At 62.9% G+C, this 20,795-nt stretch carries 19 protein-coding genes and 1 pseudogene; 10 read left to right on the top strand and 10 right to left on the bottom strand.

Annotation, left to right across the window (positions count from 1 at the left end; translation table 11 throughout):
- Position 1: 1 nt before the first annotated feature.
- Positions 2-1,426 carry an MFS transporter gene (locus OKW44_RS21235; protein WP_018418578.1) on the top strand — a complete coding sequence of 475 codons (1,425 nt, stop codon included), beginning with the start codon at positions 2-4 and terminating at the stop codon, positions 1,424-1,426.
- 85 nt (positions 1,427-1,511) lie between these two features.
- Here the strand turns inward: OKW44_RS21235 and OKW44_RS21230 are convergent, their stop codons facing one another.
- From OKW44_RS21230 to OKW44_RS21220, 3 genes are all read right to left on the bottom strand, one after another.
- Positions 1,512-2,513 (bottom strand): NADP-dependent oxidoreductase, encoded by a 1,002-nt coding sequence (locus tag OKW44_RS21230; protein ID WP_018418577.1) that lies wholly within the window; start codon positions 2,511-2,513, stop codon positions 1,512-1,514.
- 95 nt (positions 2,514-2,608) lie between these two features.
- Positions 2,609-3,418: an oxidoreductase gene (locus OKW44_RS21225; RefSeq protein WP_018418576.1), complete on the bottom strand. Its 810-nt coding sequence runs from the start codon at positions 3,416-3,418 to the stop codon at positions 2,609-2,611.
- A gap of 109 nt (positions 3,419-3,527) precedes the next feature.
- Positions 3,528-4,136, bottom strand: a complete 609-nt coding sequence (locus OKW44_RS21220; RefSeq protein WP_018418575.1) for a TetR/AcrR family transcriptional regulator — start codon at positions 4,134-4,136, stop codon at positions 3,528-3,530.
- A 92-nt stretch (positions 4,137-4,228) separates the two neighbouring features.
- Between OKW44_RS21220 and OKW44_RS21215 the strand changes: the two genes are divergently transcribed.
- Complete coding sequence (locus OKW44_RS21215; RefSeq protein WP_018418574.1) at positions 4,229-5,674, top strand: DEAD/DEAH box helicase; 1,446 nt, start codon at positions 4,229-4,231, stop codon at positions 5,672-5,674.
- A 69-nt stretch (positions 5,675-5,743) separates the two neighbouring features.
- Here the strand turns inward: OKW44_RS21215 and OKW44_RS21210 are convergent, their stop codons facing one another.
- The 5 genes from OKW44_RS21210 to OKW44_RS21190 all read right to left on the bottom strand — a co-directional run bounded on the left by OKW44_RS21210 (position 5,744) and on the right by OKW44_RS21190 (position 12,750).
- A complete protein-coding gene (locus OKW44_RS21210) occupies positions 5,744-6,748 on the bottom strand; it encodes a substrate-binding domain-containing protein (protein ID WP_018418573.1) in 1,005 nt (334 codons plus the stop codon).
- Positions 6,749-6,777: 29 nt separating this feature from the next.
- Positions 6,778-7,818, bottom strand: a complete 1,041-nt coding sequence (locus OKW44_RS21205; protein ID WP_239499001.1) for an ABC transporter permease — start codon at positions 7,816-7,818, stop codon at positions 6,778-6,780.
- Positions 7,811-8,632 carry an ATP-binding cassette domain-containing protein gene (locus tag OKW44_RS21200; protein WP_018418571.1) on the bottom strand — a complete coding sequence of 274 codons (822 nt, stop codon included), beginning with the start codon at positions 8,630-8,632 and terminating at the stop codon, positions 7,811-7,813. Before OKW44_RS21200 ends, OKW44_RS21205 begins: the two co-directional genes overlap by 8 nt.
- Before the next feature lie 335 nt (positions 8,633-8,967).
- Positions 8,968-11,412, bottom strand: a complete 2,445-nt coding sequence (locus OKW44_RS21195) for a two-partner secretion domain-containing protein (RefSeq protein ID WP_026225486.1) — start codon at positions 11,410-11,412, stop codon at positions 8,968-8,970.
- 345 nt (positions 11,413-11,757) lie between these two features.
- Positions 11,758-12,750 (bottom strand): LacI family DNA-binding transcriptional regulator, encoded by a 993-nt coding sequence (locus tag OKW44_RS21190; RefSeq protein WP_018418569.1) that lies wholly within the window; start codon positions 12,748-12,750, stop codon positions 11,758-11,760.
- Positions 12,751-13,067: 317 nt separating this feature from the next.
- On the opposite strand from OKW44_RS21190, the gene OKW44_RS21185 reads away from it, so the two are divergent.
- Positions 13,068-13,835, top strand: a complete 768-nt coding sequence (locus OKW44_RS21185; protein ID WP_018418568.1) for a sugar phosphate isomerase/epimerase family protein — start codon at positions 13,068-13,070, stop codon at positions 13,833-13,835.
- A gap of 3 nt (positions 13,836-13,838) precedes the next feature.
- A complete protein-coding gene (locus OKW44_RS21180) occupies positions 13,839-14,978 on the top strand; it encodes a Gfo/Idh/MocA family protein (protein WP_018418567.1) in 1,140 nt (379 codons plus the stop codon).
- Position 14,979: 1 nt separating this feature from the next.
- Here OKW44_RS21180 and OKW44_RS21175 read toward each other — a convergent pair whose 3' ends face one another.
- On the bottom strand, positions 14,980-16,242 hold the full coding sequence (locus OKW44_RS21175) for an MFS transporter (RefSeq protein WP_026225485.1): 1,263 nt from the start codon (positions 16,240-16,242) through the stop codon (positions 14,980-14,982).
- Positions 16,239-16,751 (bottom strand): hypothetical protein, encoded by a 513-nt coding sequence (locus OKW44_RS21170; RefSeq protein WP_429411277.1) that lies wholly within the window; start codon positions 16,749-16,751, stop codon positions 16,239-16,241. Before OKW44_RS21170 ends, OKW44_RS21175 begins: the two co-directional genes overlap by 4 nt.
- On the opposite strand from OKW44_RS21170, the pseudogene OKW44_RS21165 reads away from it, so the two are divergent.
- The 6 genes and pseudogenes from OKW44_RS21165 to OKW44_RS21140 form a co-directional block, all read left to right on the top strand.
- A pseudogene (locus OKW44_RS21165) lies at positions 16,747-17,520 on the top strand (anti-sigma factor family protein); the annotation flags it as partial. The gene OKW44_RS21170 and the pseudogene OKW44_RS21165 overlap by 5 nt on opposite strands.
- A 190-nt stretch (positions 17,521-17,710) precedes the next feature.
- Complete coding sequence (gene rpsF / locus OKW44_RS21160) at positions 17,711-18,085, top strand: 30S ribosomal protein S6 (RefSeq protein ID WP_018418174.1); 375 nt, start codon at positions 17,711-17,713, stop codon at positions 18,083-18,085.
- 68 nt (positions 18,086-18,153) lie between these two features.
- Positions 18,154-18,453: a primosomal replication protein N gene (priB, locus tag OKW44_RS21155; RefSeq protein ID WP_008922420.1), complete on the top strand. Its 300-nt coding sequence runs from the start codon at positions 18,154-18,156 to the stop codon at positions 18,451-18,453.
- Positions 18,454-18,455: 2 nt separating this feature from the next.
- Complete coding sequence (gene rpsR / locus OKW44_RS21150) at positions 18,456-18,731, top strand: 30S ribosomal protein S18 (RefSeq protein ID WP_013588504.1); 276 nt, start codon at positions 18,456-18,458, stop codon at positions 18,729-18,731.
- Positions 18,732-18,758: 27 nt separating this feature from the next.
- Positions 18,759-19,211 carry a 50S ribosomal protein L9 gene (gene rplI / locus OKW44_RS21145; RefSeq protein ID WP_018418173.1) on the top strand — a complete coding sequence of 151 codons (453 nt, stop codon included), beginning with the start codon at positions 18,759-18,761 and terminating at the stop codon, positions 19,209-19,211.
- 184 nt (positions 19,212-19,395) lie between these two features.
- Positions 19,396-20,784: a replicative DNA helicase gene (locus tag OKW44_RS21140; protein WP_018418172.1), complete on the top strand. Its 1,389-nt coding sequence runs from the start codon at positions 19,396-19,398 to the stop codon at positions 20,782-20,784.
- The last annotated feature ends 11 nt before the right edge of the window (positions 20,785-20,795 follow it).

The raw sequence follows: 20,795 nt of genomic DNA, 5'->3' as shown, positions 1-20,795 counted from the left end.
GATGGACTATTCCGCGACACCGCGGCCCGCGAGCGCCAATGGGCTCGATGCGCTCGATGCGCTCGATGCGCTCGATGCGCAGCGCCTCGCCGATGAACCTAAAAAGCGCGTCGGCCATGCGAAGGCGATCGCCGCGATCACGCTCGGCAACGGCCTCGAGTTTTTCGACTTCACGATTTACAGCTTCTTCGCGACGATCATCGGCAAGCTGTATTTCCCGGTCGAAGGTCAGCTCGTGCAGCTGATGCTCGCGGTCGGCACGTTCGGCGTCGGCTTCATCATGCGGCCGGTGGGCGGCATCGTGCTGGGGGGCTACGCGGACCGCGCCGGACGCAAGGCCGCGATGAGCCTGACGCTGTGGCTGATGACGCTCGGTTCCGCGATCATCGCGTTCGCGCCGACCTATGCGGCGATCGGCGTCGCGGCGCCGCTGCTCGTGATTCTCGCGCGGCTGATCCAGGGTTTCGCACTGGGCGGCGAGGTGGGCGCATCGACGGCGCTGCTGCTCGAATACGGCAGCGATCGCACGCGCGGCTTCTACGGCAGCTGGCAGTTCGTGAGCCAGGGGATGAACACGGTGGTGGGCTCGCTGCTCGGCGTTGCCCTGGCCGCGACGCTGTCGCCGGCCGCGCTCGAAAGCTGGGGCTGGCGCGTGCCGTTCGTGATCGGTATGGCGATGGGGCCGGTCGGCATCTATATCCGGCGGCATCTCGATGAGACGCTGCCGGGTGTTGAAGATGGCACGGCAGCGTCTGGCGGCGCTGTTGCGCAGGCTGTTTCGGATACCGTTGCGAAGCCCGCTGCGCAAGTTCCGTCGCTACCTGTGCGCGACCTGTTCCGCGACCACGCGCGCTCGATCACGACCGGCGTGCTGACGACGATCGGCGGCACCGCGGCGAACTACATCGTGCTGTTCTACCTGTCGACGTACGCGATCCGCATCCTGCATCTGCCGATGGCGACCGCGCTGTGGGCCGCGTGGACCGGCGCAGTGGTCACGGTGATCTGCTCGCCGTTCGCGGGCGCGCTGTCGGATCGGGTCGGCCGCAAGCGCGTGCTGTGGGTATCGCGCGTGCTGCTGATTCTCGCCGTCTACCCGGCCTTCATGACGATTAACGCGTCGCCGACGGTGCCGGTGCTGCTTGCGGTGGTCGCGGGCCTCGCGCTGCTCGTCACGTTCACCGCGGTGCCCAATATCGTGATGCTGCCCGAGCTGTTTCCGCGCGCGATCCGCGCGACCGGCATGTCGATCGTGTACTGCCTCGGCGTGTCGATCTTCGGCGGTTTCGCGCAGTTTTTCGCGACCTGGCTGATCCAGATTTCGGGCAGCAATCTCGCGCCGGCGTGGTATCTGATCGGTTGCAGCGTCCTGTCGTTGCTGCCGTTGCCGTTCATGCGAGAGACCGCGGGTAGGGCGATCGATTGACGTGATGGCGATCGGGGTCCGCTGAAAAAAGAGGCGCGATCTTGTCGATCGCGCCTCTTTTGCCATTTGCCCTGCTTCACGCTGACTATCGGATCTTGATGACAACCTTACCCTTTGTACGTCCGGTTTCGACATAAGCCAAAGCCTCCTGGGTCGACTCGAACGGAAATACCCGATCGATGACGGGTCGTATCGCTCGCGCGTCGATCAGTGCGGCAATCCGGCTGAGCTGTTCTCCGCTGGCCCGCATAAAGAGAAATGTATAGCTGACGTCATGACGTTTCGCGGCCTTCCTGATGCGATAACTCAGAAAGCGCATCACCGTTTTCAGGAACCACGACGCACCGATCTCTTTCGCAAATTCGGCATCAGGCGGACCGGCGATCCCGATGAGCTTGCCGCCGGCCTTGAGCACACGCAGCGACTTCTCGAGCGCATTGCCGCCTTGCGTATCCAGTACCAGGTCGTAGTCCTTCAGGATGGTCGCAAAGTCGTCTTTCCTGTAATCGATGACGATATCCGCACCGAGTTGCTTCACCAGTTCGATATTCCGCGCGCTCGCTGTTGTCGCGACGGTCGCGCCCACATGCTTCGCCAGTTGAATGGCGAAGCTGCCGACACCGCCCGAGCCGGCATGTATCAGCACTTTCTGCCCTTTCTTCAATTGCCCTTTTTCGATCAGCGCCTGCCAGGCGGTCAATCCAACCAGCGGGATTGAAGCCGCTTCCTCCATCGTGAGTGCTGCCGGCTTGAGGGCCACGCCATCCTCTTTGACCGCAATGAATTCCGCGAAAGTGCCGATACGATCCTTGTGCGGGCGCGCGTAGACCTCGTCGCCGGGCTTGAATCGCCGCACGCGCGATCCGACGCGCACGACAACCCCTGCCAGATCGTTGCCCAAAATCAGCGGCAAACGATAGGGCAAAATGAGCTTGAACTCTCCGTCTCTGATTTTGGCATCGAGCGGGTTCACGCCCGCGGCGTGGATCTGGATCAATACGTCGTCCTCGCGCGGCTCTGGAACCGGCATATCGCCGGATCGTAAGCCATTCTTGCGTCCATAACGATCGACGACGAATGCTTGCATCATGGTTCCTTGTCAGTTGCTCGTTAAGTCTGGTTGTTTCGCTGGCAATAGCACGGATGCAGAGCCTTTGAACAGGGAGGAGACAGTCACGTCGTCTACGTTGCCAGCCGCAGATCTTTGCGGATACCGGGGTCCACCAGTCCAGCGGGCGCAAATCTGCGCAGCAATCGCAGACGGGCGGCGAGTCCGCCAGCGGTATAGCGGAGTTTCGGACGAGCCGCGATGGCGGCCTGCAGTACGGTTTCGGCCACGACCTCGGGACCGTCCGCGCCCTCGACCACTTCCTTCACTCGCTTGTCCACGGCCGAGCGCACCTCGCGGTATTCGTCGAGAGGGGCGTCGGGCGCGATGAAGTTCGCGTCGAAAGGCGTCTTGATGTAGGCAGGTTCAATGACCGATACGCGGATGCCCAGCGTACGCAACTCATGGTCGAGCGACTCCGAATAACCTTCCACCGCGTGCTTGGTGGCGGAATACAGCGCCATATAGGGCATTGGCAGAAAACCGAGCACGGAACCGATGTTGATGATGCGGCCGCTGCGTTGTCGCCGCATATGAGGTACGACTGCACGCGTCATGCGGATGATCCCGAAGAAGTTCGTATCGAAGATCGTGCGTGCCTGGTCGATCGAGCTCTCTTCCGCGGCGGCAGGGGCGACGCCGAAACCGGCATTGTTCACCAGCAGGTCGATGCGGCCCTGCAGGCGCAGTACTTCGCTGACGGCGGCTGCAACGGATGCATCGCTGGTCACATCGAGCGGCAGCATGTCGAACGACTGTTGGCCGGCTCGTTGGCCGCGCCGACTGGTGCCGTAGACCTTGTATCCGGCCTTCGCAAGCCGCTTTGCCGTGGCTTCGCCGATTCCTGACGAGGCGCCCGTCACGAGCGCTATTTTGGTTTGCATGATGTTCTTCCCAAGATGTCTTTGCGTGATTGGCTGAGCATTCGTTTCACTCAAATATGATGACTGTCATATTTACGGTCCAATGAAAACCGGCACAGGGCCGGCGTATTTACGCATCAGTCGGTGCGAGCTTTTTCAATGCCGCTTCAAGAAAACTCTCCGATAGTTTGGGGTCGTCGACGGCACGCGCCATCACCATCGTGCCAACCATTGTGGCGACCATCAAAAGCGCCTGTTCGTGCGCGCCTGGCTGACCCCAATCGGGCAACTGGCGCGCAACGACATCGATCATCTCCTTGATGCGGCGGGTGGCCGCGCGCCGTACGGCCGGCGCCTGGCGCGGCATCTCCGAGCCGAGGGCAGAGATCGGGCAACCTGTCTCGATGCTCTCGCAATGCTCCTTCGACAGATAGGCGCGCGTCATCGCCGGCAACGCCTGTTCCGGCGGCACGGACGCGGCGATACGCTCCGACAGCGCCACGGATTCAGCTCCGGCGCGGTCAGCGGCTTCGGCAAGCAGCACCTCGCGCGACGGGAAATGGGCATAGAAGCCGCCATGCGTCAGACCTGCCTCCTTCATGATGTCAGCCACGCCCGTGCCGTCGTAGCCGCTGCGCCGAATCGCTCGTGCGGCGACCTCGACGATGCGCTCATGCGTGATTTCCTTGCGGCTGGCTGGCTTCCGGGTGATGGGTGGATTTTTCATGACGACCATCATATATCATTCCGGCGGGATCTGCAGGGACCATCCAGAGTCCGACGGTTCAGGCGGTAACCGCTAGAATTGCGGCTTTAGCCCGGAATACGCCAATGTCTTTTGCCTCGCTTGGCCTGATCGATCCCTTGCTGCGTAATGTGCAGGACCTCAATTACCAGACACCTACGCCGGTGCAGGCCAAGGCGATTCCTGCTGTGCTCAGTGGCAAGGACGTCATGGCTGCGGCACAGACCGGCACTGGCAAAACGGCGGGTTTTGCGCTGCCGCTGTTGCAACGGCTGGTGCAACACGGCCCGGCGGTGTCCAGCAACCGCGCGCTTGTCCTGGTGCTGGTGCCCACGCGTGAACTGGCCGAACAAGTGCTGCAAAGCTTTATCGATTACGGCAAAGGCCTCGACTTACGATTTCTGGCCGCCTACGGCGGTGTGAGTATCAACCCGCAGATGATGAAGTTGCGCAAAGGCGTGGATGTGCTCGTCGCCACGCCGGGCCGTTTGCTAGATCTCCATCGCCAGAACGCAGTGCAGTTTGATCAGGTACAAACGCTGGTGCTGGATGAAGCCGACCGCATGCTGGATCTGGGCTTTGCGCGCGAACTCAACGCCGTCTTTGCTGCCTTGCCCGCCCAGCGCCAGACCCTGCTGTTCTCTGCCACGTTTACCGATGATATCCGCGCCATGGCGGCGGGCATTCTGCGCGGCCCGGTCAATATCAGCGTCAGCCCGCCCAATGCCACGGCCAGCAAGATCAAGCAGTGGGTGGTGCCGGTGGATAAAAAGAACAAGCCCGACCTCTTCATGCACCTTGTGGCTGAGTACGACTGGAAGCACGCGCTGGTGTTCGTCAAAACCCGCAATGGCGTGGACTACCTGGCGGCCATGCTGGATGAAGCGGGCTATGCGGTTGACACAATCCACGGTGACAAACCGCAACCCGCGCGCCTGCGTGCGCTGGAGCGCTTCAAGACGGGCGAAGTACATATGCTGGTAGCCACCGATGTGGCTGCGCGCGGGCTGGATATCGACGATCTGCCGCTGGTGATCAACGTTGATCTGCCGATCGTGGCGCAAGACTACGTGCACCGTATTGGCCGTACCGGCCGAGCGGGCGCCAGCGGCGTGGCGGTGTCCCTTGTGTGCGCCGATGAAGCCCCGCAACTGGCCGCGATTGAAGCGCTGATCCGGCAAACGCTGCCCCGTGAAGAAGAGCCCGGTTTTGAAGCCGAACACCGCGTGCCGCAAACTAGCGCGACGGGCCAGATCATCAAGAAACCCAAAAAGCCTAAGAAGCCCAAAGTGCCGCAAGCTGCGCCGGGCGCCATGCAGGTGCTCAGCAAAAAACCGCGCCCGCAAAGTGGCGAAAACAAACGCAAGCCTGCAGCGCAACGCGCTGTGGCCGCGGGTAAAGGCACAAGCTTGTCCAGCGGTAGCCCATTCAGCGTGCAAAAGCCACGCAGCAAACCCGCCAGCAAGCCAGCTGCGGGTTCACGTAAGCCGGCTGGCAAACCCGCTGGTGGCCGCGGCAAACGCCAACCCTGATCCGTGCGGTTGAGTAACGCCAGCCCTCGAACCGGTCGCTAGATTATTTGCGGCGGGCGGATTCCGACCTTAGCGGATTCCGCGTTTGATCAACGGGATGAGCGAGTCGATCGTCGCAGGTGTTTGGACACCTGCGCCGGTGTTGATGGTCAGTCCCGCGAAATGATAAGCAGCGGAGAGCACGCATTGCGTGACCGGCAGGAAGCCTTGCAGATAAAGTTGCTGGTCGAGCGTCGCGGTGATGTATTTGCTCTGCAGCCCCGAAATCGTGGCCGGTGCCAGATCGATGCCGCCAATGATGATTTGCCCCGGCTTCTTGCCGGCTTGCTGGAGCGCCTGCGGAATGAACCCGGTTACACCGCCGTGCTGAGTCCCAATCGCCCTCAGATTCGGGTGCGCCTGGATAAAGGCGACCAGGATCGGCACGGCGAGCGATGAATCGGAATCCACCTGAGGTGAAATATTGAGCCTGGTCACCTTTACGCCGGCTTTCTCCAGCGTTTCGGCAAGACCACGGTCAGACTGACTGCGCACACTCTCGTTGAACACACCGTATTCCAGCGCCTCGTCGCCCTTCTTGATCCCAGCGTTGAGCATTGCCTGCGCGGTGATCTGCCCGCCGACGTAGAGTTCGACGCCGGCGTAGCCGAAGCCCTTCGCGTCGTACAGTTTCTGGTTCTCGGGTAGCGGCGTGTTGCCGACGGTAACGATGATGCCCTGGTCTACCGCCTGCTTGATCAGTGGCGCGAAGGCTGGATCGCCCGGATGGCCCATGATGCCGATGCACGTCGGATGCGCCGCCATCGCCTGGCGAAACTGCGCAAGCATTGTCTCTGGGCTCCAGGCCGAGAACTGCTCGATCACCTTGATGCCTAAGGCATGCCCCGCGTCCGCAGCCCCGGTCTGACGTGGCAGCGTCGCGCCGTCGCCAGGGTTTCCGCCCATCTGCATATACATTGTCATACCGGCGCCGAGCGGCCCCGTCGTGGTCGGCTCAGTGGCACCGGCCGTCTGCGCGAGGCCAAACGCGAGAATACTCGCCCCCAGGAGGGATCCCGTCATGATCTTGATCATTTCTGCTCCTTGCTCCTGATTTAACGGCTTTATCGCCCCCCAAGCCTGAACCTTTCGCGCAACACGCGCAGCCTGGCGGGATTCTCTACCAACAGATGCAGCGTCACAGCGACGATGAACACCACCCCTTCGATCGCCTGTACCCAGAAGCCGGCGATACCTGTCGCAACGATTCCGGCCTCCAGCATGCCTATCACGAAAGTGCCGAAGAAGGTACCCACGATCGTCGCCGTGCCACCGAACACCGAGGTTCCGCCGATGAACACGCCGGCCAGCGCCGGCAGCAGATAGCCTTGCCCCTGGGTTGAAAAATAGTTCAGATTCTCGAGCGTGAGCAGCACCGTGGCGAAGCCGGCCAGCACACCCATCAGCGTGAACAATTTCACCGTCTCACGCACGACATTGATGCCCACGACCTTCGCCACGTTTCGGTTGTCTCCGATGAACAGCAGGTGCTCGCCAAATCGGTGACGATTGAGGATGAACCACATGAACACTGCGAGCCCGAGCGCCCAGAGCGCCTGCATCGGGATCACACCGAACAACGTGCCCGCGAATACTGCATAGGCTGAACCGTTGGCGAGCTCCTGGAGCGCATTGGAGAGCCCGCCGGACAGGATCGAAGCAACACCAGCCCAGAGGAACTGCGTGCCGATTGTCACGATGATCGAAGGCACACCGACCACCGCGACCAGCACCCCGTTCACCACGCCGACCAGCGCGCCGCCCGCCAATGCCGCGATCACGGCTAGCCAGGCGGATCCCGTGGTGTTCACGCACCAGGCGAACAGAAAGCCCGAGAATGCCATCACGGAGGGGAAGGACAGATCAATTTCCCCCGCCGCAACCACCAGAGTGAGCCCGATCGCCAACACCGCCAGCGGTGGCACGGTGGTCAGGAAGGAGAAGTAGATTGGCCAGCCTAAAAAGACGCGCGGTGCGGTTGCCATGAACAGGCCGACCACCAACACGAACACGACCAGGCTCGGGATTCCCTCGATGCGTGCAAAACCCGGCAGGCGAAAACCCACTAGCCGGGCCGGCTGTTCGTCTTTTATCGGATCACTCACGTCCTTTCCCCGCAGCCAGCGCCGGCCCGTGCCCGCTCTGCTGTAGCGAAATCAAGAACCGGGTGAGTTCCTCGAGGCTCATCTCACCCGATTTCATATCCGCGACGACCCGGCCACGATCGAGCACGACGAGCCGATCGGCGAGCTCGTGCACATGGGCGAGGTTATGTTCGATGTAGATGCAGGCGCGGCCGGACGCCTTGATCGACCGTACGAAGTCGAGAACCTTACGCACCTCGCTGATGGCAAGCGCAACCGTTGGTTCATCGAGAATGATCAGATCGCTGTCGAAATACATTGCCCGTCCGATCGCGATGCCCTGGCGCTCGCCACCGGAGAGTTTCGCAATCAGCGAATCCGCGTCGATCCCCACGCCGCGGAAGCCGAGCTGGCGCTTCAAAATATCGTTGGCAATGCGCCGCTGTTCGGCAACCTTGATGAAGCCGAACCGGTTGGTGATCTGCCGGCCGACAAAAAAATTACGCCACAGCGGCTGCTTCTCGCCCAGCGATTTTTCCTGATAGACCGTCTCGAAGCGCAGTCGGTGCGCCTCGCGCACCGAAAAGCGGCTCCAGTCGACCTCCTCGTCCCGGATGAACAGCTTGCCCGTGCTCGGCCGCACGACACCAGTCAGTACCTTGATGAGCGTCGACTTACCCGCGCCGTTATCACCGATCAGGCCGACGATCTCGTTCCGCCCAATGGCGAGATCGATGCCGGAAAGTGCCCGTATCTTGCCGTAGGACAGGCTGATACCTTGGGCGCGCACGATATGCTGATAGGCGCACGTACCGGGCGCTGCCTGGTTCGCCATCACGCCACGCTCCAGCTCGAATGACCCACAGCGAGGTTGTGAACGACGACAGCCATAGATCTTTCCCCTTTGCTTATCGATCGCCGCATCAACTTACATTGGAAATGTCCCTGAAATTTAGCAAGCCTGAGAGTCCAGTTCAAGAATCGCTTACGAGACCGCTTATATTTCATCGGGAAAATATTGGTCTGGGGCACTTGAACAACGCACAACCTAAGGGATAGAAGAAGCGCGTCAGAAGGGTCCTCACAGGGCGAGCGGCCACAAACGCCCGGTCAGACCGCACCGACTGCCGCGGCAGAGTCAACCAGATGCGCGCCGCGGCATTCTCGTGCTCACTGACCTGATTGCCAGCGCAGGATAGGATGCGACGCGCCAGGCGGCATGACCCACACGCCCGTCGGGCTAAAGTCCCACGATGCGTCGAAGCTTGACGGATTGCCCATCTGCGCGGTGGTGAGGCCGTTCGACGCAGGCAGTTGAGAGCCATATCCTGAGCTCACCATACGTGTCGTCGTCTCTTTGTCCCAATAGACGTTACTTGCGAGCGTTCCGCCGACGCTGTAGGCGACGATACCGCCGTAAGTGCCGTAGTCCGGGCCCTGATACGACGGGCCCCGAACCGGGCCTGCTGCGAACGACTGCTCGATGACACCGCTATTCGCGTAAGCCAATCCGCCGGCCGCAAAAAGTCCGAGAACATTCCCGGCAGCGTATGACTGCGAAATCGTGCCACCGTTTGTGCTGACAAGTCCGCCGGGGCTAATGAACACGTTCCCGCTGACATCAGAGGTGCTGAACGATTGAAGGATCAGCCCTGAGTTGCCGCCGGCGAGGCCGCCTGCTTCGCCGGCGTCACCCACGGAGGCGCTGCTCCACGAACGCTCGATGACGCCATCGTTGATGCCCACCAAACCGCCGATCGGCACGTTGCCATAGTGCGGAGCAGAGCGGCCACCGGTCGTGTACGCGTATGTGATCAAGCCCAGGTTGCGACCCGCGAGGATGCCGTAGGCGATCGGAAAGGGCTGGTTGATGCCAACATTCTGGACGGCGATCAGCAGGCTGTTCGTCATGCCGACGTTACGCACGACGCCCGCGCTGCCAATCTCGCCGAACAGGCCGGCGGAGCGGGTCTCCGACGGCGAGAAATTCTCCAGCTCATTGAAGTGGTCGATCACATGTCCCATTCCATCGAACTGGCCGGAGAACGGGCTAGCCGCGTTGCCAAGCGGAATGAAGTCGACACCGCCGGAGGACACACTGCGGGAAGAAAGATCCGTCGCGCTGGCATCGATATCCTTGCCGAGCGCATAGTTGCCAGCCAGGTCGAGCGAGATGTTCTGCAGATCGGTCAGCGAATTGATCAGCCTGTAGCCGGTCACTTGCGTCACCAGCCCGCTAAAAGGCGCGGCTGTCCACGCCGTATTGGGGAGGATCGTCCCGGGGGTGTAGCTGCCGTTCATATCGTAAAGCGCGCTGACGGTGCCGGTACTGTTGGACCAGTCGATCGTGCCGTGGTTGGCCACGCTGCCGGCGTTATCGATGGCCGTCGAGTCCGCCCGCAAACTCAAATTGCCGCTGCCGGTGTTCCTTAGCGTCGTCCCCGGTGCGATCGTCACATCGTGAGCCGCCGCGAGCGAGAGCGACGCCGGACCTTTCCAGCGGAGATTCGACGCAACGGTCAGATCACCGCTTGCGCCATCGGTGCCAGTCGCGCTTGCGTCGACCGATGTGCCATTGTTCAGACTGCGCATGAAAGCGCGCGCCGTGGCGCGATCGACGGTGAAGCCTGGTGTGGAGACGTTCCACAGCCCCGCCTGAACCGCTGCGTCGTGCGCGAACGTGAGCGTGGCGGCAAGTGTATCGACGGTTCCGCCGCTGCCATCGACGTTCTTCGCTGCGATGGTGCCTTGTTGCGTTACGTGACCGCTGTCGGCTACCAGCCAGATGTGGCCGTCGCGCGTAGCCGTTCCGGTCGCGCGGATTCGCGAGCCGCCACCGGCAAGCGCGTAGATGTTGCCGTCGGCCGCTTCGAGATTGATCTGCGCGGCCTGTGTCGTGCCCCGATCGACCACGGTACCTTTGCTGCCCGTCTGCACGAATAACTGTCTGCCGCTCGACGAATCGGACAACATCACCTGCTGCCCAACCACGTATTCAGCGGTGCCGTTCGGTGCGCTTACCACGCCGTCATTCAACACGACATCGCGTGCGATAAGAAAGATGTCGCCGCCGCTGGAACTGATCTTGCCGAGATTCACCACCTTGCCATTCGACGTGCCGGAGAACGTGAGCGGCCCGCCATTCATGAAGGCGGTATCCGGCAGATCGAGCGTCGAAGCCACGAACCGTCCGCCCGCGCTGATGACGCCGCTGCGTCCCACCACGATGCCCTGCGGGTTGATCAGGTACACACTGCCCGTTGCATTCAGACTGCCGAGAAGCACCGAAGGCGCGCTGGCCGTCACGCGATTGAGCGTTGCGCCCGAACCGTTGTTGAACGTGACGGTGTTGCCTTTGCCGATCGAGAAGCTGGTCCAGTTGATCACGCCACGAGTCGAGCCAGGTTGCGTGATGGTGAGCGCATCGCACTGACTAGCGATGGTTCCCACGCCGGCGACGTAGTGTCCGCCTTGCGGTAGAACACCCGCAGCGAATGCCGCGTGCGCCAATGACAATCCCAGGAGCGAGACAACGATACCAGGTGCGGTGCGCCTGGACGACTGCGGGCGAGAGGGCGCGCGTTGCATCGGACGACTTGATGACGAGGGTGACATGACTCCTCCTTCCACGGAGGGTGATTGCCAACGGCCCGCGATCCGACCGGATTCGCGCGAACCGTAGCGCTCACACATGAAGAATCGTAGTGAGCAGGTCTGCGTCATGCCAGCAGATCTCGTTGTCCCGCGAAAAGGAGCCGGCTTTGCTGCTTGAGGCCTACGATGCAGAAAAAGAGCCACTTGCGGACGAGCATCCGGCGCGCCAACGATGTGACCGGTCGCACGGCTGACGAGGAAGATAAGGTAGCAAGTCGAGGGAGTCGCAAACCGGGGGATTGTCCTTGTACAGCTACAAACCACCTCGGTGGGCAAAGCAGATCTTTACTTCTCCCGATCGACCGCTCAAACCGACTCCCGCAGCACCAGCTGATGCTGCAGGATGCGCGACGCCGGGCGTTGGCCGTCGAGCAGCGCCAGCAGCATTTCGGCCGCCGCGGCGCCCAGTTCGACCATGGGCTGGGCCACGGTCGTCAGCCCCGGCTCGAAGATGCCAGCGATGGGCACGTCGTCGAAGCCCATTACCGCCACGTCGTGCGGAACCCGCCGGCCGGCTTTGCTAAAGCCCTTGATCGCGCCGATGGCCAACGTGTCCGACACGGCGAACACGGCGCTCGGCGGTTCCACCACCGCCAGCAGCTTTGCCGCCGCCTGGCTTCCGGCGGCGTAACTATTGTCGCCAGTGACGCAGACGAGCTCGGGCGCAGGCGCGAGGCCGGCGCGCAGTAGTGCTGCGTCATAGCCCTCGCGGCGCTGACGCGCATACAGGAAGCGCTCATCGCTGGTGATGAAGCCGATGCGCCGGTGGCCCTTGTTGATGAGGTACTGCACGGCATCCGTACCGGCCTGGCGATGGTCGATGCTGACATAAGGCACGTCGCTACCGGGCAAGAATTCCGAGCAATTGACCCAAGGCTTGCCGTTCGCCGCCTCGCGCCGGGCTGCCGGGTCGGACATGGGCACGAGATTGATGACGCCGTCGCTCAGACTGCCAGCCAGCGTCGGCAGCGAGGCGTCCGCCGTGCCACTCCAGGCTTCCAGGTCCGCCGGAAGCAGCGTGTAACCGGCCTGGCGACTGACCGCGCCGGCCCCGCGCACGATCTCGGCGTAGTAGGGGTTGGAGAAATCCGGCATGAGCATCAGCAGAATGCGACTCTGACCGGTACTCAGGCTGCGGCCGAACGGATTGGCCCGGTAGTTCAGTGCCCTTACGGCTGCCTCGACCCGCTCACGCGTGGCCGCCGTCACGGCCTTCGTCCCGTTGAGCACACGCGACACCGTGGCAATGGAAACGCCAGCCTCGCGGGCAACGGCTTCGATGGAGGGTTTGCTTCGCATGGGTTCATTCAGGCAGCGGCGCATCTGTCACCAGCAGGAAGGTAACGATTCTAGCATCACGGGAAAAATTTTTCCCATCATGCGTTATCGAACGTCGAAATCAAGCGGGGTTCGGACTCGCCTTGCGGGAATCCATGGTGTCTGCAAACCGCGGCATTATGCAATCCGCTTAGACGAAGCTCCTGTTTGTGCCGGCTCCTGCTGCATAGGGTAAAGCCCGTGTTCCAAGTAAACGGGAAAGCGCTTACCTTTTGACTCGCGCCCGGTTCCGTAGGCCATCCGTGCCGGATCCACCTTGACTCTTTGGGTTGACGACCATGAATCAAGCCTTGCCCATTTCCATCCAGATTTACAGCCTGCGTAATGCGGGCGAACTCGACCGGCAGTTCGACATTGCCGCCCAAGCCGGATTTCGCCAGGTGGAGCTGATCGGGTCCTTGCTCGAAAACGCGGCCGACACCCGGAACAAGCTTCAGGCGCGCGGCCTGGGCGCCTCCTCCAGCCACCTCAGCATGGCCATGCTACGTGAGCGTTTGCACGAAGTGACCGTGGCCTGCGAGACCCTCGGTATCACCCAGTTGGTCATGCCCGCGGTGCCGCCCGCCGAGCGCGACAGTGACGCCGCATATTGGCGGGCGCTCGGCAACGAGTTGGGCAGCCTCGCCCATCGGCTAGCCGCTCAGGGCATCGCCCTCGCTTACCACAACCATGATTGGGAACTCAGCCCCAAGGAGAACGGCGCAACGGCGCTGGAACTGCTGTTCGAGTCCGCCGGGGCAAGCCCGCTCGGCTGGCAAGTAGATGTAGCCTGGCTCGTGCGCGGCGGCGCCGATCCTCTGCCATGGCTTCGTCGTTATACGGGCCGCGTGGTCTCGGCCCATGCGAAAGACCTCGCGCCCGCGGGTGAAAAACTGGACGAGGACGGCTGGGCCGACGTCGGTCACGGCGTCATGGATTGGCCCACGCTGGCCGCCGCCTGCCGCGAAGCGGGGGCGCGTTTCCTCGCCGCCGAGCACGACAATCCCAGCGACGGCGAACGCTTCGCCCGCAATGCCTTTGCCTATCTGCACCAGCTCGGAGCCTGATCCATGAAACCTGTCTTCGTCGGCATCATCGGTTGCGGCAACATCAGCGATGCCTATTTCACCGGCGCGGCGAATTCGGAATTCGTCCGCATCAAGGCTTGCGCCGACTTGCGTCCGGAGGCCGCCCGGGCCAAGGCCGCGCAGCACGGCGTTGCCGCGATGACGGTGGATGCGCTGCTGGCCGACCCCGACATCGAAATCGTCATCAACCTTACGGTGCCGCACGCGCATGTGCCGGTCAGCCTGCAGATTCTGGAGGCGGGCAAGCACGTCTACCTCGAAAAGCCCCTGGGTACCGACTTCGCGTCCGCACGCGCGATGCTGGCGCGAGCCGAGGCTTCGGGATTACGCGTGGGCTGCGCACCGGACACCTTCTTCGGCGCGGCCCATCAGGCGTGCCGCGCGGCGCTCGATGCGGGCCGCATTGGGCGTGCCATTGGCGGGGCCGTGGCCGTGTTGTCCCGCGGCATGGAGTCCTGGCATCCCAATCCTGAGTTTTTTTTCAAGCCAGGCGGCGGCCCGATTCACGACATGGGCCCGTATTACGTGACGCAGTTGGTCAATCTGCTTGGGCCGGTGGCACGCGTGTCTGCTTGCGCCACCATCGGTTTTCCCCAGCGCATCATCTCCAGTGAGCCGCTGAGGGGCCAGGTCATCGAGGTCGAGGTGCCCACCACGGTCAACGGTATCCTGCATTTTGCGGATGGGGCCAACGTGGTGATGAGCGCCTCCTGGGACGTGTGGGCCCATCAGCGTGCGCCCATCGAGATCTATGGCACGGAAGGTAGCCTGTTGGGCGTCGATCCCAATTTCTTCGGCGGGAGTCCGCGCGTGGCTGAACGTGATGGCGGCTTTAAGCCGCTCGACACACAGGTCCATGCTTTTGGCGTCGACAACTTCACGTTGAGGAGTGGTGCGCGGGTGGCCAATTACCGCGCTGTGGGCGTGCTGGACATGGCCATGGCGTTGCGTCGAGGTCGGCCGCATCGCGCGAGCGGCGAACTGGCGCTACACGTGCTAGAGGTGCTGGATGCCTTCGAACGCTCTTCGCGCGAGGGGCGGCACATCGATATCGAGACCGTCGTGCAGCGACCGGTCGTCGTGCCATTGGGTCGAGGCGAAGAGGTGTTTCTCGCCGACTGACTCACCTCGCCGCCGACTTTCCACGACCGGGCACAGCCGCGCCATCGCCGTTGCTGGCCGTCGCCGCGTCGCGCGTCTCGGGCATCGCCGCCCACACCAGCAGCACCGCGAGCGCACCGGCCGCCGCGAGGCAGAAGAAGCTCACCGTGTTGCCGAAACGATCGGCGACGAAGCCCGCCGCCGTCGTGCTCAACGTCGCGCCGATGCCAGCCGCGAGACCGAACAGGCCGATACACAGGTTGTAGCGGCCCTTGTCGCCGGCGACGTCGGCGGCGATCAGCGGCAGCATCACGCCGAATACCGCGGCGCTCAAGCCGTCGAGCATCTGCACCGGCACGAGCAGATAGGGGCTGCTGATGCCCGCGAACAGCAGCGCGCGGATCGGCAACGCGGAGAAGCCGAGCAGCAGAATCGGCCGGCGGCCCCAGCGTTCGGCCGAGCGCCCGACCCACGGCGACATCATCGCGACGATCGCCTGCGGCACGATGATGCATGCCGCGATCACGAGCTGCACGTTGTCTCCCATGCCGGCCGTCACTTCGCCGGCGGCCAGGTTCAGCATCGCCGCGTTCGACAGATGGAACAGCACGATGCACGCGGCGAACAGCAGCATGCGCTTGTCGCGCAGCAGCTCGCGCAGGCTTTCGCGCCGCTCGAGCTGCTCGGGGGTGGGCGTCGCTTGCGGCAGCTCGATCGTGTCGGTGCGCTGGATCATCGCGAGCGCGATCAGCGCCGGAACCGCGAGGCCCGCGGTCAGGACGAACACCGCGCGCGGCGAGTAGTACTCGCCGAACAGTCCCATCAGACCAGCCGCGACCGCGCTGCCGATCGACGCCCAGCGCGCATTGCGGCCGAGCCGGTCGCCGAGATTCGCGCGACCCACCAGCGCGAACGAGATCGCCGCGAGCGCCGGCGTCAGCATGCAGCTCGCGAAGCCGTGGAACACCTCGGCGGCGATCACCGGCAGCACGGTCGGGCTGATCGCGAGCAGCATCGCGCTGAGGATGATCGCGCCGATCGCCCACGCGGCCGCCGCTTTCTTGTTGCGCAACGCATCCACCGCGGCGCCGCCGGGTACCTGGCTGACCATCGCGCTGATCGTGCCGACCGACAGCACCATGCCGATCTCGCCCTGGGTCCACTTGTGCGATGCGAGGTAGGACGCAATGAACGGCCCGAAGCCCGTCTGCACGTTGGCGACGAAGAAGTTGAGCCAATCGAGCGCGCGCAGACTTCGCGCCGTGACCATAGTACGGACCGTCATCGGACCGCCCGTGCGTTGGAAACCGCGACGGCCGACGATGCGGCCGGCGGCGCCGAGGCCGCCGGCGCGGCGCTGGCGGCAGGCTGCGCGGGCGGCGCCGGCGACACCGCGCGAATCGGCTTGTCGCTCGCGTAGAGCGGCGTCGCGTTGATCTGCGCGTCGCTCAGATCGATCTGCGGATGCAGTTCCTTGTCACGCGTGACGAAGCGCAGCGCTGACCAGTTCGCGGCGATGGTGCGCCGGTCGGTGCTGACCATCCCGCCGACGTCGAGGACGATCGCCTGCGGCTGCGCGTTGCCGTCGATCAGCACGTCGACCACACGGCCCACCTTGGCGCCGTTCGCGCGCTCGACGGTCGCATCGAGCAGCGGCAGTTCCAACGGGCTCGATTTGTTCGCGGTGCTCGGCACGGCCGTTGGGTTCAGCGTGATCGGCGCCCCCTTGGCGGTCGGCGCGAAGTGGAACGCGCCCCACGGGAAGTTCACCTTGCGGTCTGTGGGGTTGGCCACGACGGCGGCGCCTGAAGATGCAGAGGAGGAGTCTACCGGCAGCGCTAGCGCCGGGATGACCGACATGGCGACGTACGAACCTCAGCGTCAGCGTCGCTGGGCGCGGCGGCCCGCGTGGCTCGACCGGTGGCTCAGAGGCTTCAGCGGTCCGGGTCGCTCGGGCGATTCACGCGGCCGGCTAATCGGCTTCAACGGACCGCATGCAGCCGGCGGCGCCAACCGCGTGGTCGCGCGCGGCGGTCTCGCGGTGCTCATGATCGCGCTGTGTGCGGCCACCGCTGTCCTGACGCTGACGCTGCGCCGTCCCGCCGAATTCACGCCATTCACCGACGAACTCATCGAAAGCCATGTGCGCGCGCAGGTTTCCGGCCGCGACATCGACGTAATTTCGACCGACCGTCACACGGTCAAGCCATGGTTCAACGGTCGACTCGACTACTCGCCGCCGGTCGAGGACCTCGCGGCGGCCGGCTTCGCGCTGGAGGGGGGCCGGCTCGACTACCTCGCGCACCAGCGGGTCGCGGTGCTCGTGTACCGCTACGGCAAGCACGTGATCGACGTGTATGTATTTCCGCAGTCCACAACGCGTGGCATTGACGGCGCGGCGCCGGCATCGCTCGCCCACGACGGCTATTCGATCGCGCACTGGGACGCGGCGGGCATGACCTGGTGGGCGATCACGGACGCCGCACCCGATGCGCTCAGTGGTCTCGAAGCGGCGCTCAGAGCGCGTTTGCAGAGCGGCAGCCAGCGCACGGAAGCGGGCTGAGGGACAAGAACGGCCCGACTTCCGCGACCCACCACCTAAACTCTTGAAAACACATCCGATTCCGCCGCCGAATCGGCGGAATTCCTTGCAACCCGTCCCCATTCGGGTTACACTTTTGGGCTTCTCACTTGCCGCACCGGTTTCGACGCCCGGGCGGCTTCTATCCAAAAGTCAGCACAAGGAGTGTGTAATGCGTCATTACGAAATCGTCTTTATCGTGCATCCCGATCAAAGCGAGCAGGTGCCCGCCATGATCGAGCGTTACAAGAGCACGATCACGTCGCACGGTGGTCAGGTCCACCGCGTCGAAGACTGGGGCCGTCGCCAACTGGCCTACATGATCGAGAAACTCGCGAAGGCTCACTACGTCTGCATGAACATCGAGTGCGACCAGACCACGCTCGACGAGCTGGAACATGCGTTCAAGTTCAACGACGCCGTTCTGCGTCACCTCATCGTCAAGATGAAGAAGGCCGAAACCGGCCCGTCGCCGATGATGAAGGAAGTGCAGCGCGAAGAAGCCAAGAAGTCGGCAGCAGCTCAGCCGACCGAAGCGCAGGCTTAAGACTCATTGTTTAAGCTGCCAGACACGCAGCGTCGCTCCGCTCACGTACACGAGACATAAACAGGTACATGAACCGGCTGCAACTTACGGCGAGCGTCGTCGAACGCGAACCGGTGCGGTACACCCCCGCCGGCGTTCCGATTGCAAGCTGCACGTTGCACCACCGCACGGAAGTCGTCGAGGCGGGCATTGCCCGTCAGGTCGAACTGACCATGCAGGCGGTCGCCGCGGGCGAAGCGAGCGGTAAGCTCGAAAACTGTCAGATGGGCGTCGAAACGCTCTTCACAGGTTTTCTGGCTAAAAAGCACCGTAACGCGCGAACTCTGGTATTTCACATCACAGCATTGCAGGACATTGGAAAGGACTAATCATGCCCCGCCCGACTGGTAAGAAATTCGACAAGCGTCGTCAGCAACAGAACCCGCTCTTCAAGCGCAAGAAGTTCTGCCGTTTCACGGCTGCTGGCGTCGAGTACATCGACTACAAAGACATCGAAACGCTGAAGGACTTCATCGGCGAGAACGGCAAGATCACGCCGGCACGTCTCACGGGTACCAAGGCGCATTATCAACGCCAGCTGGACACGGCTATCAAGCGCGCACGTTTCCTCGCGCTGGTGCCGTACACCGACCAGCACAAGGCCTAACCCGACGACGCGATAAGGAGCATCCGAATGCAAATCATTCTTCTGGAAAAAGTCGTCAATCTGGGTAACCTCGGCGACATCGTGAAGGTCAAGGACGGCTACGCACGTAACTTCCTGATCCCGAATAAAAAAGCTCGCCGTGCAACGAAGGACGCGCTGGCTGAATTCGAAGTGCGCCGCGCAGAACTGGAAAAGCACGCCGCTGAAAAGCTGGCAGCCGCTCAGGCTCAAGGCGAAAAGCTGGCAGGCCAGACCGTTCAGGTCAATCAGAAGGCTGGCGTCGACGGCCGTCTGTTCGGCTCGGTGACCAACGCCGACATCGCCGAAGCGCTTGGCAAGCAAGGCTTCGCAGTGGAAAAGGCGCAAGTGCGTCTGCCGGAAGGCCCGCTGAAGATGGTTGGCGAGCACCAGGTTCAGGTTTCGCTGCACACCGACGTTCTCGTCGATGTGACGGTGGCCGTGATCGGCGAGCACGTCTAAGCCGACCGCGTCCAAGCCGACCGCGTCTAAGCATCAGGCAGGATCAGCCAGCGTATTGCTGGTGAAGAGCAGGGGCCGGGAAACCGGCCCCTGCTTTTTTTGTGCCCGACTATCTCTCGTATATCCCCGTATTCGCGTTTTTTCCGCTCGCAGCCGTCGCCGGATTGCCCGATAATTCCTCCCCATGAACGCACCGTCCAAAGATCCCCAACTCGAGTCGCTGAAAGTCCCGCCGCATTCGATCGAAGCCGAGCAATCGGTGCTGGGGGGCCTGCTGCTCGATAACGCGGCGTGGGACCGCATCGCCGACTTCCTCGCGCAAAGCGACTTCTACCGCTACGACCACCGCATCATCTTCGAGCACATCGGCAAGCTGATTGCGGCCACGCGGCCCGCCGACGTGGTCACCGTCTACGAAGCGCTCGGCACTTCGGGCAAGGCGGAAGATGTCGGCGGCCTCGCTTACCTGAACGCGCTCGCGCAGAACACACCGAGCGCGGCCAACATCCGCCGCTATGCGGAAATCGTGCGCGACCGTGCGGTGCTGCGCCGGCTCGTGTCGGTCGCCGATGAAATCTCCGCCGACGCGTTCAACCCGCAAGGCAAGGAAGTCCGGCAATTGCTGGACGAAGCGGAATCGAAGGTGTTCTCGATCGCGGAAGACGGCGCGCGCGGCACCCAAGGCTTTCTCGAGATCGGGCCGCTGCTGACCCAGGTGGTCGAGCGGATCGACACGCTCTATCACACCGCCAATCCGAGCGACGTGACCGGCACGCCGACCGGCTTCGTCGATCTGGATCGTATGACCTCGGGCATGCACGGCGGCGAGCTGATCATCGTCGCGGGCCGTCCGTCGATGGGTAAGACGGCGTTTTCGATGAACGTCGGCGAATACGTCGCGGTCGAGTACGGACTACCCGTCGCGGTGTTCTCGATGGAAATGCCGGGCACGCAGCTCACGATGCGTATGCTGGGCTCGGTCGGCCGGCTCGACCAGCATCGCATGAGAACCGGGCGCCTGACCGACGAGGATTGGCCGAAGCTTACGCATGCGGTGCAGAAAATGAGCGAGGCGCAGATCTTCATCGACGAAACCGGCGGTCTGAACCCGATGGAACTGCGCTCGCGCGCGCGCCGGCTATCGCGCCAGTGCGGCAAGCTCGGCCTGATCATCATCGACTATCTGCAGCTGATGAGCGGCTCGTCGTCGGGCGAAAACCGCGCGACCGAAATCTCGGAAATCTCGCGTTCGCTGAAGAGCCTCGCGAAGGAGCTCGACGTGCCGGTGATCGCTTTGTCGCAGCTGAACCGCGGCCTCGAGCAGCGGCCCAACAAGCGGCCAATCATGTCGGACCTGCGCGAATCGGGCGCTATCGAACAGGACGCCGACGTGATCCTGTTCATCTACCGCGACGAAGTGTACAACCCGGACAGCCCCGACAAGGGCACCGCGGAGATCATCATCGGCAAGCAGCGGAACGGTCCGATCGGTCCCGTTCGACTCACTTTCCACGGTCAATACACGAAGTTCGATAATTTTGCGGGCGCGCAGAACTTCTACGGCGGTGAGTGACGCAAAGTGCC

The organism is Paraburkholderia lebeckiae, assembly GCF_050436325.1.
In the GTDB taxonomy this organism is placed as follows: domain Bacteria; phylum Pseudomonadota; class Gammaproteobacteria; order Burkholderiales; family Burkholderiaceae; genus Paraburkholderia; species Paraburkholderia tuberum.
The sequence above is the reverse complement of the archived record's forward strand: the minus strand, read 5'-3'. Positions and strand labels throughout refer to the sequence as shown.